Below are 13,539 nucleotides of genomic sequence, written 5' to 3' on the forward strand. Positions count from 1 at the left end.
CTCCTTTCTGCGGGACTTTCCCGCGTGTGCTGTGTTAATGTGCATTGAAAATGGATTTTGCCAGTGCGCCGGATTTGAACAGGGAGAAACAAAGGATAACGGTATAGGCTGCAAGGGAAAAAATCGCGCTGTGCAGATTGTCCGCTACCACCATTTCGCCTACTAAAACTGCGTAAATGCCGACGCATATCATAATGAGGAAGCCTTGAAAGCCCAGTGCAAACAGCCCCTTTAGGTAGTTGTTCCCAATCTGTCCCCATTCCCGGTTTGTCATGGTGGCAAAAGGGATAGGGGAAACGGAACAGTAGGCGTATATCTCAATCATTCTTCCGTAGAAGATAACGGTTATCAGTACGGACATGATTTTCATACAAAGGCTTACAAGGCTCGTTTCCATGACAAGTAACAGTAGTTCGGGGATTTCCATATCTTTTAGTCCCTCCTGCATGGCGGCAAGGGCTTCGGTTACGTCGATATTCGTATCGCCGCCGATTACCCCCGCCGCGCCGGATACAATATGCTGCGCCATATCAAACACCGCCATAGTAATATCAAAGGTATGTGTTACCAAGAAAACGGCAACAAAGGCTTTGAAAAACCACTTGAAAAACATAAATGTTTCTATGTCGTGCATATTGTTTTTTTCCGTTACCATGCTGATAAGCTCATAACAGAGGACATAGGTAATGACAAGCCCCGCAATGGGTACAATCACATTTTCCGACAGGTTTTGTATCATGCTGAAAATGTTTGCGTTCCACCCCTGCGGGGTCTTGCCTACCTCCGCTGCAATGGTGCCTACTTTTTCATTTACGTCCCCGAACATAGTTGACAGATTACCGTTTATCGCACCGATAAGGATTTCCTTTATCCATTCGTTAATCGCGTCAAGTATGCTCTCCATAGGCTACCCTCCGTAATCTTATCCGAACAGACCGGAAAGAAGCGGTACAAGGATAGTGCCGATAAGGGCAACGCCGCCGCCCGCCATGAGCTGCTTAATGCCTTGTGATTTTGCACCCGGATTGTCGTTTCCATATCCCTCCAAGAGATTGATAACGCCCCAAATGCCTAAGCCTGCGCCCAGTGCGATAACAAGGGTCTGTAATACGTCGATAGCAGAGTTAAAAAATTCCATAAAGCTCCTTTCTGCCGCAAATGCGGCTTGCCCTATAAAAGGGCATAAAAAACGGCGGTCAGTTTTGTAACTGCCGCGGTCATAAGTCCCCGCGCTGCTTATGTGTCTGCCGCGCGGCGGTATTCAGTTTTTAAGTGTGGGCGTTATGGATTTTCCAGTAGGGGCGCGTATTCTGTAAGTTGTCTGTTTCTTTGTTACTGCGTCAATTCCTCCTTTCTTTTCAGCCGGGAACACACATTTTTCGTCATTCCAAAAGATAGCTCCTACGCTGCATATACTCGGTAACGTAAAGGGTCTGTTCCCCTCCGCGTTCCTGCAAATACTCCCGCAGAGCGTTTTCTGCATTTTCTATCATCTTTGTAAAATAACGTTCACGACGTATATCATCAGTTTTTGTTTTCTGTCTGCTCATAGTATAACCTCCCGTAAAATCAAAGTTCCCGCCGCACCCGTTTCTGCTCATACAGGGCTTCACACCGTTTCACAAACTGCTGGATAGCTGCCTGCCGTTGCTGTTCCCGTCGCTCGGCAATGAAAACAAGCCCGTTTATGGCTTCTGTGATTTTCTTATCTTTTTTCTTCTGCATACGTCTATTCATGGTCGGTGTCCTCCTGCAAATCTGCTTCGCTGATTTCGTAATAGTCAAAGGGTTCGTCCGGCTTTACAAGGGCGGGTCTGCGCCTTAAATGCTTTTCCATATCAAAGGTATTTTTCTTGTCATAGTCGGAAAGATATTTATAGTTGGGGTGCTTTGTAATGTCGTACTTATCAGAGAAGAACGGGCGCACCCCGCGTAGCTGTAAGATACATTTCCCGCCGTCCATAACCGCAATTTCATCTTCCGTCATAAGCTGCTTGCCTAACTTCTGATAGTTCAGCCCATGCGATACCTCCCGCCCCCGGTTCTCGGAAGTGTTGAAGCTGTCAATGGTTTCTTTCCCCAAGATTTCCGACATTTCTTTGAGGGTGGTTTTCTCCTTTCCGCCTAAGAAAAGGGTGGTGTCGCAGTTGCCGGCTATGGTATCGGCGTTGTCCTTGTAAATGGCTTTTAACTGCGACTGGCTCTGCAAAATGATTGAAGCGGAGATTTCCCGGCTTCGTATGGTGGCTATGAGCTTTTCAAACTTCGGTATCTGCCCGATATTTGCAAACTCGTCTAACAGACAGCGCACATGGACGGGCAGCCTGCCGCCGTATTCATCATCTGCCTTGTCGCAAAGGAGATTGAAAAGCTGCGTGTAAAGAATACTCACAACAAAGTTAAATGTATCGTCGGTGTCGGAAATGATAACAAACAGGGCGGTCTTGCGGTCGCCTATGGTGTCAAGCTCCATTTCGTCGGTTTCCATAAGGTCGCGCAGCTCCTTAATGTCAAAGGGGGCAAGCCGCGCACCGCAGGAAATGAGGATAGAGCTTCTTGTCTTTCCCGCAGACAGCAGGAATTTCTTATACTGCCGGACGGCAAAGTGTTCCGGGTCTTTTTCCTCCAACCGTTCAAACATGAGGTCAACGGGGGACTGAAATTCCGGGTCGTCCTCGCGGGCTTCACTGGCATTTATCATTTCAAGCAGCGTCGTAAAGTTCTTTTCTTCCTCCGGGGCTTCGTACCAAATGTAGCCGATAAGGGCGCAGTAAAAGAGCCGTTCCGATTTTACCCAAAAATCCTCCCCGGCTTTTTCCCCGTCCCCTTTGGTGTTGGCAATCAAGGTATTTACCAGTTTCAAAATATCTTTCTCGCTGCGGAGATAGGCAAAGGGATTGTATTTCATGCTTTTTTTGAAGTTAATGGTGTTCAGCACCTTTATCCGATACCCGCCCCGCTGTAAGAGTTTCCCACATTCGACTAAAACCGTTCCTTTCGGGTCGGTTACAACGTAACTGCTGTGCATTTGCATTAAATTCGGCTTCACAAAAAATCTCGTCTTGCCGCTGCCGCTTCCCCCGATAACAAGGATATTTTTATTCCTTGCATACTTCGGCTGCTTTGGGCGGCTGTTCATGGTAAGCCGTTCCGTCTGTGTGAGCAGCACGTTATTTTGAAATACCGGGTCGGTGTAGGGACGTATATCTTCGGCATTTCCCCAACGGGCAGAGCCGTATTCCACACCTTTGCGGTATTTCTTCGCGTTCTTGCCTTTGACATAGACAATCAGCCGGATAAGTACCGCGCCGAAAAGCCCTGTCAGTAAATCCATAGGGGCAAGGCTCGGAAGCGGATTTGCAAAGGCAGCGGAAAAGCCGTCTGCAAGGGAAAGCACCTTGCCGGACAGGTCAGCCCCCGGCGCAAGGCGTACCGCCTGCCCGACTTTATCAAAGAGATACATAAAGAGCAGATAGGGAATATTGGGAAGTATCAGCCTTTTCCAGTTGATAGCGTTCATCTTGCAATCCCCCTGTCTTTGTTCTTGACTTTCTCCCGCTGTGCGTTCAAAGCTGCCGCCTTTTCTTTGAGGGAAACAATCAGCTTGCGGATAGAGGGCTTTTGCTCCTGCGTCAGCTTCTTTGCGGAAAACTCCTTGAAAGCTGCGGTCAGTGCGTCCGCGTCCCGTCCCTTAAAAAACACAAGATAGCGGGGCGGGGTTTCGGTGCTGTCTTTCTTTAAGGCAAAGTCAATCCCGTATTTTTTCGCCGTACTCTCAAAGGCTTTGATATTCTCCTTTGTGATTTCAATGTTGGAAACGCCCGCGTTCTGCTTCATAAGCTGCTTTAGGGTCTGCTTGCCATGCGGGATTTTCTGTTTGTCATGCTGCTTTTTCATCTGTGCAAGCAGGGCTTTCATAGCCTTTTGGAGCTGCTGCGCGGTCAGCTTTCCGGTCTTGATGTAAAGGGCTATGGTCTTTTCGTTGGTTTCCTCCTGCAATGGGTGTCCTCCTTTCGTGTTCTATGGTGGTATGCCCGCCGCCGGGAAACGGGACGGGCATGAAAAAAGAGCATCCGCTTTCACTCCGCCCTGTTAAATCCGTACCCGCAGCCCGGAAAGGTCTGCCGCCCGAATACCCACAAGATACCAGTTGTCCCCGTACTCCATACGGGTCGGCTTCCATTTGCCCCGCACAAAGACCTCCATGCAGTCGCCGCAATGCAATCCCCCGTAATAGTCGTTTACGTCAAAGCGAATGTCGTAGCGGTCAGCGGTTTCATCAAAAATCAAAGCTCCTGTTTTCTGTGTCATCATAAAATCCTCCTTTGGGTTGGTTTACAGGCTTTCGCCCTCGTTGCAGGTGTAATCGGGTATGCCCTTGCTTCTTGCCGACTGGATAGTGCGCCCGCCGTACATATCGTGAGATACAAGGGACGTGTAATAGCTGCCAATCGTAGACGGAGCATTGAAAAGGGCAGCTTTCATGTACTGCTTGATGTTGCGGATTTTGGTGGTGTTTTCCTGCATACAGTCCAGTACAAAGCGGATATGTTCGCTGTTCAGTTTCATAAATTTTGCTTTTACAAGCTCTGCCGGGTGGTCGTCCCCGGCGATACGGATTGTTCTTCGTTTGGTGCAGACGGTTTCAAGAATAAGGGCAAGGATTTCCTCTATCCTGTCCCGGTCAAGGTATCTGTCCTGTATCAGATAGTCGTACTCGATATTGTCCTTGATGATTTCCTCATACACGCTGTATGCGTCTGTCGCTTCCTTTCGCTTCCGTTCCGGCAGCTGTGCCGCGTCCTCTAAGGGAGAGGGATTTAGGGAATGGAAAGGAATGGAATGGGTACTTGATATATCTGTATTTAATTTTTCTTTTTTTGGTAAGTTAGTTTTTTGTATCTCTTTATTTAATTGCGTTGGATTTTCCGACGTCGGGTTATCCGGTGTCGGATTTTCCAATATCGGCTTATCCGCTGTTGGATTTTCCAATACCGGACAATCCAATGCCGGGGGCTGTGGCTGTTCGTAAATGGTGTACTCAATAGCGGTCATTTTGCCTTTCTCGTCGCGTCCCTGCCGCCTTGTGATATATCCGGCTTTTTCAAGCTCCCATACAGCGGTGCGGATAGCGTCGATACTTTCCCGGTTGATAAGGGACAGCCCTGCAAGGGTGTAGTCCCAATCTTCGGGAAGTGAGAGCATTTGCGACAACAAGCCCTTTGCCTTTAGGGAAAGTTCCTTGTTGCGTAAATGGTGGTTGCTCATAACCGTATAACCTTTGTTCTTTTCCACGCGGAAAACTGCCATAGCTTCATCACTCCTTTGGTTGGATTTGTTACGCAGTAGAAACGCGATTTTGAGGGAAAAGGTATCAACCCTTGCCTTTCTCATTTCCGCGCTCTAAGAGCCGCATAAATCAAGGCTTTATTTGCCCTTACTGCGTAACATGAGGGCATAAAAAAAGCAGCGTTCCTGTTCTCCTGTGTGGGAGTGAGAAACGCCGCCTTATAGGTGGTGCTTATTTTATTTTTTCTTTTCGACGTGCCGCGTAAGGTGGTGTAGTGGTTTATCCGGCAGCTTCGCAGGTGCTTTTGCATATCAAGGCTCAATTCGTTAAAAGTAGTAAATGAGTAGTAAAATCAATCTGCAAACCTGCGAATATGCCTGTAAATCAAGCATTTTTCAAGACAATCAACTAATTTATATTAAAATATTATAATATTACAACGAATTGTTACAAAATTACTTATTATTAACCATGAACATTTGTTTTGTGCTATCATATTTATATAAGGTAATTATCATAAAAAATATCTTGTTCATACAGTTTTATATAGAAAAAAGAAATGAAGCTTTTCTTTATATAAGTATATTTTGTAAATTGCCTCTATATTTATAGTTTAAATAATAGTGGTATTAAAAATCTGACAACAAAAATAAAACTTTCAAAAAATTAAATCTAAAAAGAATAGGAGATAAATATGAGTATTGAAGATTTATATGATTTTGAATGTGTTCCTTTGAACAATGAGATTGATATTGATGTTTTATTTGAAAAGATGATAGAAGATGGAAAAGAAAAAGAATATACACCAATTATAGTCATTGATGAAAAAGTAGGGCTATTAAGAAAAAATATAGATATGATTACTAAAGAGTATGGTTCTCTTGAAAACTATAGAGAGTATTGTTTAACAAAATATAATGAAATTGATGTAAATCAATTTTTTGATTTTAGGAAGAGTGAGATTTCAGAATTATTAAAGGAGCTAATTGATTTAGAAGATGATTTTTATGATTATAAACATTTTAGACCAATTATGAATATAGATATATTTCATGAATATAACAAAGTTTACATAGCTAAAATTCCAACAATTAAACCATATGAAGTATTTGCATACATACCTATTGGCGGATTTAATGATTGTCCTAGAGATGAAGAACATATAGCTATTGCAAAATATTGGTATGAAAAGCATGGAATCTTTCCAATCGCAATTGGATGTGATACAGTTCAATATTCTGTAAAAAATTTAACTAAAGATGGTAAAAAATTTGATGACTTATGTATTGAATTAGTATTTTATTGTGAGGATATTATTATACAAGGGTATGAAACCTTAAAGGCTCTTAAGGATGTATTAAAACGCTCTACAATAGTGCTTTTTTGGTGGGATTGATATTCTATCATTTAGATAGTATTAAATTGTTAGTCACCAAGAATCCACTTGCTTTAGTTATGGGGAGTGTGTCAAACTAGGTTTTTATACACAGTGTAGCATAGTAATATGTTTAAATTACAAAGGTTAAAAAAATACTTTAATATTTTTAATATTATAATTAATAGATTTAAAGGTAATTATAATTTATAAAATAAATACTTTATATGTTATAATCATTAAGAATGTAAAAAAATAATATATAGTTTTATAGTTCATATTTTTCCAGATATGGAGGTAAATTTTGTGAAGGAAAAAGAAAAATTAGATAAATTAAAAAAAATGTTACTTGAATTAGGCAGTGTTGTAGTTGCTTATTCTGGTGGAGTAGATAGTAATTTTTTGCTTAAGGTTGCAAAAGATACATTAGGTGAAAATGTTATAGCTGTGACTATTCATGCAATGATGCATTCAAGTAGGGAAATTGAAGAGGCTAAACAATATACTCAAAATTTTGGTGTTAAACATATCATATTAAATATAGAAAACTTTGATTTAAAAGAATTTAAAGAAAATGGTGTTGATAGATGTTATCATTGTAAAAAATATATATTCTCTAAAATAAAAGAGGTAGCAAAAGAACATAATATAAAGTACATAGTAGATGGAACAAATATAGATGATTTAGGAGACTATAGACCTGGGCTTAAGGCATTGAGTGAATTAGGAGTAATTAGTCCATTAAAAGATAGTAGTTTAAAAAAAGAAGAAATTAGGTCGCTTTCAAAAACATTAGGATTAAATACTTTTAATAAACCATCATTTGCATGTCTTGCGAGTAGGATACCTTATGGAGTTGAAATAACAGATGAAAATTTAAGAATAGTAGAAAAGAGTGAAGAATATCTATCCAATTTAGGTTTTTCTCAATTTAGAGTGAGAATGCATGGAGATATAGCTAGAATAGAAGTTGGACAGGAAGAACTAGGTAAATTTTTTGAAAATAACAATTTTAATAAAGTTGATACTAAATTAAAAATATTTGGCTTTAAATATGTTACACTAGATATGTCAGGATATAAAATGGGAAGTATGAATTTAAATGTGTAGATTATTTTAAAAATAAATAAGTTTTATAGTTAATATAAGGAAACAGGAGGTTTTATGAAAAATTATACGTTAATATCGCCATGTTTTTTTGGAATGGAAAAAATGCTGGCTAGAGAGATTACTAATTTAGGATATGAAATAATAAAAACAGAAGATGGAAGAATAACATATAAAACTGATGAGTTTGGAATAGCAAAGTCAAACATGTGGTTGAGATGTGCTGAAAGAGTACATCTTAAAATTGCTGAATTTGAGGCAAAAAGCTTTGATGAATTATTTGAAAATACAAAAAGAATAAACTGGTCTAGATATATACCTTATGGAGCTCAATTTCCTATATCAAAAGCTTCCTCTATAAAATCAAAATTATACAGTACACCAGATGTACAAGCCATAGTAAAAAAGGCTATAGTAGAAAGCTTAAAGAAAAGTTATTTGGAGGATGGTTTGCTTAAAGAAGATAAGGAGAAATACCCTATTTTTGTATTTATACACAAAGACAAAGTAACCATTTCTATAGATACAACAGGAGATGCTTTGCATAAGAGAGGATATAGAGAAAAGGCAAATAAAGCTCCAATAAGAGAGACTTTAGCTGCTGGGCTTATTTATTTAACTCCCTGGAAAGCAGGTAGAGTTTTAGTAGACCCTATGTGTGGTTCTGGTACTATATTGATTGAAGCTGCTATGATTGGTATAAATATGGCACCTGGCTTAAATAGAGAGTTTATATCAGAAAAGTGGAGAACTCTTGATAAGAAAATATGGTGGGATGTAAGAAAAGATGCTTTTAATAAGATAGATAATGAATCTAAATTTAAGATTTATGGATATGATATAGATGAAGAATCTATAGATATAGCTAGAGAAAATGCTGAAATAGCAGGTGTAGATGAATATATAGAGTTTAATGTAGGAGATGCAACTCAATTTAAAAGTGAAGATGAGTTTGGATTTATAATCACTAATCCTCCTTACGGAGAAAGATTAGAAGATAAAGACAGTGTTAAACAGTTGTATAAGGAGCTTGGTTATGCATTTAGAAAATTAAAAAATTGGTCGTATTATTTGATAACTTCTTATGAAGACTTTGAATATGAGTTTGGGCAAAAAGCAGATAAAAAAAGAAAATTGTATAATGGTATGTTAAAAACTAACTTTTTCCAATATCCGGGTCCTAAGCCTCCTAGAAATAATAAATAAGTTTTACATGATTTATTTGTAAAATATAAAATTTTATTAAAATAAGTAAAACATTATGATGCCTTGAAACGTCTAATTATTGTGAGGAGATTTTTGTGAACAAATTTAAAGATTTAAAGATTTATAGGATTAGGAGGAGTTAAATGAAAGTGTTAAAGCTTATTACTGTAGTAGCCCTGATGATGTTATTTGTTACTGGATGTAATATAAAAACTGAATCTCCAGAACAATTAGCGAAGATACCTGACTATGATGATACAAAAAAAGTATTGTATGATGGTATTGACCAGTTACTAAAACCAGATTCATCTATGATATTGCCTTCTAATACAAAAGAAGTAGGAAAAATAAATAAGGTAGATTTAAACAGCGATGGAATTGATGAATTAGTAGTATTTGAACAAAAAGAAGATTTAAGTAATAATGTGAGTCAGGTAGGGTTTGTAACCTTGAGTTACAATGGAGAAAAATACGTACTTGGAGACCATTTTTTAGAAAATGGCGAATCAATAGAATATGCTAATTTTTATGATTTGGACTCAGATGGATATAAGGAAGTTATCTTATTGGTTAAATCCAAAGACAAAACGAATATGCATATATATAAAGTAGTAGATAATGAAATAACAAAAATATATGACTTGGATGCATCATGGCTTCAAAATAAAGAAGATTTTAATGACATGAAAGTAAAAATTGGATATATAGATGGAGATGACAAGTTAGACATATTGATGCTTCATTTGAATAATAAGACTAATGAAATGTTTGCAAGTGTTGCAAATTTTGATGGGAAAATGAAAATCAAAGATTCTGTTAAGTTTGAAAATGTAAAAAACTTAAGTGAATTATATATAACATTAGGTAATGTTGCTTCATCTGTTGGAAATTCTTCTGCAGCTATAAAAGGTATTGTACTTGATATTCCTATATTGAAAGATAATAACTATATTACGCAGATACTTTATATGAAAGATGGGAAAATTAACAAAGCTTTTAGTGATTATGATAAAACTATTACTAAATCTTATTATATACCTGTAGATGATATTGACAAAGATAAGATTATAGAAATACCTATAGTTGCAGGCAGTACAGGTAATAATAAAAATACTTATAGTTCTAAATCATCTGCAACTATAAGTTGGTATAGATGGAATGGAAAAGAAGGTGCTGACTCAAGTTTAATATTTACAAGTCAGATATATTATAATTATAAATATAATTTTAAATTATTTATTCCAAATAATTTATTTGATAAAATACTTGTTGAACAGGAATTTGTTGGAGAAAAAGCAGTATTTAAATTTTACTATTTTGACTATTCAGACCGTAAGAATTTATTTAATATAGTAGTAGAGAGTAAAAATAAACTTGAAGATAGAAAAAATACAGGTACTCAAAATTCTATTGTACTTCAAGAGAGCGATGAATATACTTTCTTACTAGTTGTAAACAATGCAAATGAAATGGATAAGCTAGATATGACTATAGACGCATTAAAAGAATATTTCTCATTAATATATGGTTAATATTATACTCAATTGGAGGTTTTATTTTATGAAGGAAAAGATACTTATACTAGAAGATGAAATTGGTATTAGAAGTTTTGTTAGTATAAACTTAAAAAGGGAAGGCTATGAAATAGTTGAGGCAGGTACTGGAAGAGAAGCTATAGAAAAAATGACAACAGAAAAGGATATTACAATAGCTCTTTTAGATGTAATGCTTCCAGATATAAGTGGTATAGAAGTATGTAAATTTATAAGGGAGAATTTTGACCAAGTAGGTATAATAATGCTTACTGCTAAAGCTCAAGAAGATGATAAAATAGAAGGATTTATCTCAGGAGCAGATGATTACATCATAAAACCATTTAGTATAAAAGAGCTTTTAGTCAGAGTTTCTGCTCTTCTTAGAAGAGTAGCAAAGGATGATTCAAGTGTTAAGTCGAGTGAGATAGTTTCTCCACCATTTATACTTGATATAGACAAAAGAAAATTATTTAAAAATGGAAAGGAAATTGAGCTTACACCAACTGAATTTTCAATAGTGAAATATCTAATATCAAATGCTAAGCAGTCGTTAAGTAGAGACCAGATATTAGACGAAGTATGGGGAACTAACTATTTATATGATTTTAAAATAGTAGATGTAAATATAAGAAGGATAAGAAATAAAATAGAAGATGACCCATCAAAACCAAAATATATACAAACTATTTGGGGTTATGGATACTGTTTTAGAAAGGAAGAATAATAGTGTTACATTTTGAAGGTCTGAGAAAAAAAGTAATAAAAAACTATTTTATAATAATTATTATAATGGTTACTCTGTTTGAAGGATTGTTCATGTTTTACATACAAAACTACTATTATGATTCTGTCAAACAGCTACTTGAATCTGAAATAAAATATGCTGATGAATATAATGCTATTACAATGGAAACTACAAGTTTTGAGAAAAAAGTAAAAAATATATTTGATAAACAACCCTTAACTAAAAATTCAGAATTTGGAATTTCAATAATAGATAAAGATAAAAATATTATATTAGACCAATATGGTTTTAAAAGTAAAGAAAAAGCAAACTATGAAGATGTTAACAATGCATTAAAAGATATAAAAACTAAAAATTTAACACCTTATACTTATAGAATACCAGATACAGGAGAGCATGTTATGAGTATCTCCTTACCACTTAAGGTAAATAATATAATAGAAGGTGTTGTTAGATATACAGTATCATTAGATGCTATTGATAATGCAATATTAAAGCAAGCTACATGGCTTATATTAGCAGGAATATTTATACTTATTATAGCTATACTAATAAGTCTTAAATTTGCTGAGACTCTTATAAAACCATTACGAGAGCTAAAGAAATTTGCAAATGAATTGGCTGTAGGAAATTATAATATAAAATTAGAAAAGATGAAGATTGTAGATGATGAAATTGGTGATTTAGCACAGACATTTGAACACATGGCACATGAGATTGACAAAAGTGAAAAATTAAAAGAGGAATTTATATCATCTGTATCTCATGAACTAAGGACTCCTCTTACATCTATAAAGGGGTGGAGTGAAACCTTAGGTTATGAAAGTATAACAAGAGAAGAACTAGACTTAGGTTTAGGCATTATACAAGATGAAACAGAAAGACTTATAAAACTAGTTGAAGAATTATTAGACTTTTCAAGGCTTTCTTCAGACAGGATAAAACTTCATGTTGATATAGTTGATGTTGAAGGTTTAATTGTAGGTGTTGTAAATCAACTTAAAGTTAAAGCAGCTGAAAAAGATATATCACTTTTATTTGAATTTGAAAATGAATTTATAGAGAACATTCAAGGAGATAAAAATAGATTAAGACAGGTTCTCATAAATTTAATACAAAATTCATTTAAATTTACGAGTCAAGGTGGTTACATAAAAGTTGTAGCTTCTCAAGATGAAGAGATAACAACCATATCAGTAGAGGATAATGGTTCAGGTATAGAAAAGCAAAATTTAAATAAAGTGTTAGATAAATTTTTCCAAGAAGATTATAATAAGGCTGGTAGTGGATTAGGACTAGCAATTAGTAATGAAATTGTAAAACTTCATGGTGGAAGAATGAAAATAGAAAGTGAAAAGAATGTTGGAACAAAAATAACTTTTAATATAAAAAATAAATTTGCTAAACAAGCATAAATTCTTAGAAAGAGGATTAAGATGAGAAACATAAAAATGATAGTAGCATACGATGGTTCAAGATATAAAGGATATCAAAAATTAGGTGACAATAATATGACTATTCAAGAAAAACTTGAAAATGTTTTAAGTAAAATGACTAATGAAACAGTGGAGATAATAGGTTCTGGAAGAACTGATATGGGAGCTCATGCAAGAGGACAAGTGGTAAATTTTAGAACTAATTGTATGGATTCTTTGGATAAAATTCAAAAATATTTATATCAATATTTACCAGAAGATATAGTTGTAAAAACTGTTGAAGAAGTTGATGAAAGATTTCATTCAAGATACAATGTAAAGTCAAAGACTTATATGTATAAAATTGACAATAATAAGTATCATAATCCTTTTATAAGAAAATATGCTACTCATGTAAGTAAAAAATTAGATTTAGATAGAATGAGAAAAGCAAGTGAGTATTTAGTAGGAGAACATGATTTTACTAGTTTTGCTTCTTCTAAATCTAAGAAAAAATCAAATGTAAGAGAAATTTATTCTATAAATATAAAAGAAGATGATAATGTTATAGAAATATATGTAGAAGGAAATGGATTTTTGTATAACATGGTAAGGATAATAGTAGGTGCTTTGATAGATGTTGGTCTAAAAAGAAGAGCTCCACAAGATATTAAGTATATGCTTGAATCAAAAGATAGATGTCAATCATCAGATACTGCACCAGCTAAAGGACTATGTCTTTGGAAAGTAACATATTAATCAATTATATAAAACTCTCTTTAAAATAAAAATAAAATAAATTATATAGTTGACATAAATGGAAAAATAAACTATTATATATTTTATAAGAGAGATATAAAACTTTA

Annotated in this window: 15 protein-coding genes; 7 read left to right on the forward strand and 8 right to left on the reverse strand. The window is 35.7% G+C overall.

What is annotated here, in order from left to right; genetic code table 11:
* Window positions 1–34 precede the first annotated feature (34 nt).
* The 8 genes from CDIF1296T_RS09565 to CDIF1296T_RS09590 all read right to left on the reverse strand — a co-directional run bounded on the left by CDIF1296T_RS09565 (window position 35) and on the right by CDIF1296T_RS09590 (window position 5,310).
* Window positions 35–904, reverse strand: a complete 870-nt coding sequence (locus CDIF1296T_RS09565; protein ID WP_018112832.1) for a VirB6/TrbL-like conjugal transfer protein, CD1112 family — start codon at window positions 902–904, stop codon at window positions 35–37.
* An 18-nt stretch (window positions 905–922) separates the two neighbouring features.
* Entirely contained in the window at window positions 923–1,138 is a 216-nt protein-coding gene (locus tag CDIF1296T_RS09570) for a Maff2 family protein (protein WP_009906233.1), read from the reverse strand.
* A 244-nt stretch (window positions 1,139–1,382) separates the two neighbouring features.
* Window positions 1,383–1,550, reverse strand: a complete 168-nt coding sequence (locus CDIF1296T_RS19535; RefSeq protein WP_018112833.1) for a hypothetical protein — start codon at window positions 1,548–1,550, stop codon at window positions 1,383–1,385.
* A gap of 19 nt (window positions 1,551–1,569) precedes the next feature.
* Window positions 1,570–1,737 (reverse strand): hypothetical protein, encoded by a 168-nt coding sequence (locus CDIF1296T_RS19540; RefSeq protein ID WP_018112834.1) that lies wholly within the window; start codon window positions 1,735–1,737, stop codon window positions 1,570–1,572.
* Window positions 1,730–3,520, reverse strand: a complete 1,791-nt coding sequence (locus CDIF1296T_RS09575; protein ID WP_018112835.1) for a VirD4-like conjugal transfer protein, CD1115 family — start codon at window positions 3,518–3,520, stop codon at window positions 1,730–1,732. Before CDIF1296T_RS09575 ends, CDIF1296T_RS19540 begins: the two co-directional genes overlap by 8 nt.
* Window positions 3,517–3,999, reverse strand: a complete 483-nt coding sequence (locus CDIF1296T_RS09580; protein WP_018112836.1) for a PcfB family protein — start codon at window positions 3,997–3,999, stop codon at window positions 3,517–3,519. Before CDIF1296T_RS09580 ends, CDIF1296T_RS09575 begins: the two co-directional genes overlap by 4 nt.
* Before the next feature lie 93 nt (window positions 4,000–4,092).
* Complete coding sequence (locus CDIF1296T_RS09585; protein WP_250695180.1) at window positions 4,093–4,314, reverse strand: DUF5348 domain-containing protein; 222 nt, start codon at window positions 4,312–4,314, stop codon at window positions 4,093–4,095.
* Between the two features lie 21 nt (window positions 4,315–4,335).
* Entirely contained in the window at window positions 4,336–5,310 is a 975-nt protein-coding gene (locus tag CDIF1296T_RS09590; protein WP_018112837.1) for a DUF6017 domain-containing protein, read from the reverse strand.
* 674 nt (window positions 5,311–5,984) lie between these two features.
* Between CDIF1296T_RS09590 and CDIF1296T_RS09595 the strand changes: the two genes are divergently transcribed.
* From CDIF1296T_RS09595 to truA, 7 genes are all read left to right on the forward strand, one after another.
* Window positions 5,985–6,686 carry a DUF4253 domain-containing protein gene (locus tag CDIF1296T_RS09595; protein ID WP_003439543.1) on the forward strand — a complete coding sequence of 234 codons (702 nt, stop codon included), beginning with the start codon at window positions 5,985–5,987 and terminating at the stop codon, window positions 6,684–6,686.
* 270 nt (window positions 6,687–6,956) lie between these two features.
* Window positions 6,957–7,775 carry an ATP-dependent sacrificial sulfur transferase LarE gene (gene larE, locus CDIF1296T_RS09600; RefSeq protein ID WP_003439540.1) on the forward strand — a complete coding sequence of 273 codons (819 nt, stop codon included), beginning with the start codon at window positions 6,957–6,959 and terminating at the stop codon, window positions 7,773–7,775.
* 54 nt (window positions 7,776–7,829) lie between these two features.
* Window positions 7,830–8,978 (forward strand): THUMP domain-containing class I SAM-dependent RNA methyltransferase, encoded by a 1,149-nt coding sequence (locus CDIF1296T_RS09605; RefSeq protein WP_003423769.1) that lies wholly within the window; start codon window positions 7,830–7,832, stop codon window positions 8,976–8,978.
* Between the two features lie 143 nt (window positions 8,979–9,121).
* Window positions 9,122–10,510, forward strand: a complete 1,389-nt coding sequence (locus tag CDIF1296T_RS09610) for a lipoprotein (RefSeq protein ID WP_003439536.1) — start codon at window positions 9,122–9,124, stop codon at window positions 10,508–10,510.
* 28 nt (window positions 10,511–10,538) lie between these two features.
* Window positions 10,539–11,237, forward strand: coding sequence for a cell wall metabolism DNA-binding response regulator WalR (gene walR, locus CDIF1296T_RS09615; RefSeq protein ID WP_009896932.1), 699 nt, complete (start codon window positions 10,539–10,541; stop codon window positions 11,235–11,237).
* Window positions 11,238–11,239: 2 nt separating this feature from the next.
* Complete coding sequence (gene walK, locus CDIF1296T_RS09620) at window positions 11,240–12,673, forward strand: cell wall metabolism sensor histidine kinase WalK (RefSeq protein WP_003430278.1); 1,434 nt, start codon at window positions 11,240–11,242, stop codon at window positions 12,671–12,673.
* A gap of 21 nt (window positions 12,674–12,694) precedes the next feature.
* Window positions 12,695–13,432 carry a tRNA pseudouridine(38-40) synthase TruA gene (truA, locus tag CDIF1296T_RS09625; protein WP_018112838.1) on the forward strand — a complete coding sequence of 246 codons (738 nt, stop codon included), beginning with the start codon at window positions 12,695–12,697 and terminating at the stop codon, window positions 13,430–13,432.
* Window positions 13,433–13,539 lie beyond the last annotated feature (107 nt).

The sequence above is a fragment of the Clostridioides difficile ATCC 9689 = DSM 1296 genome (assembly GCF_001077535.1).
Classification (GTDB): Bacteria; Bacillota; Clostridia; order Peptostreptococcales; family Peptostreptococcaceae; genus Clostridioides; species Clostridioides difficile.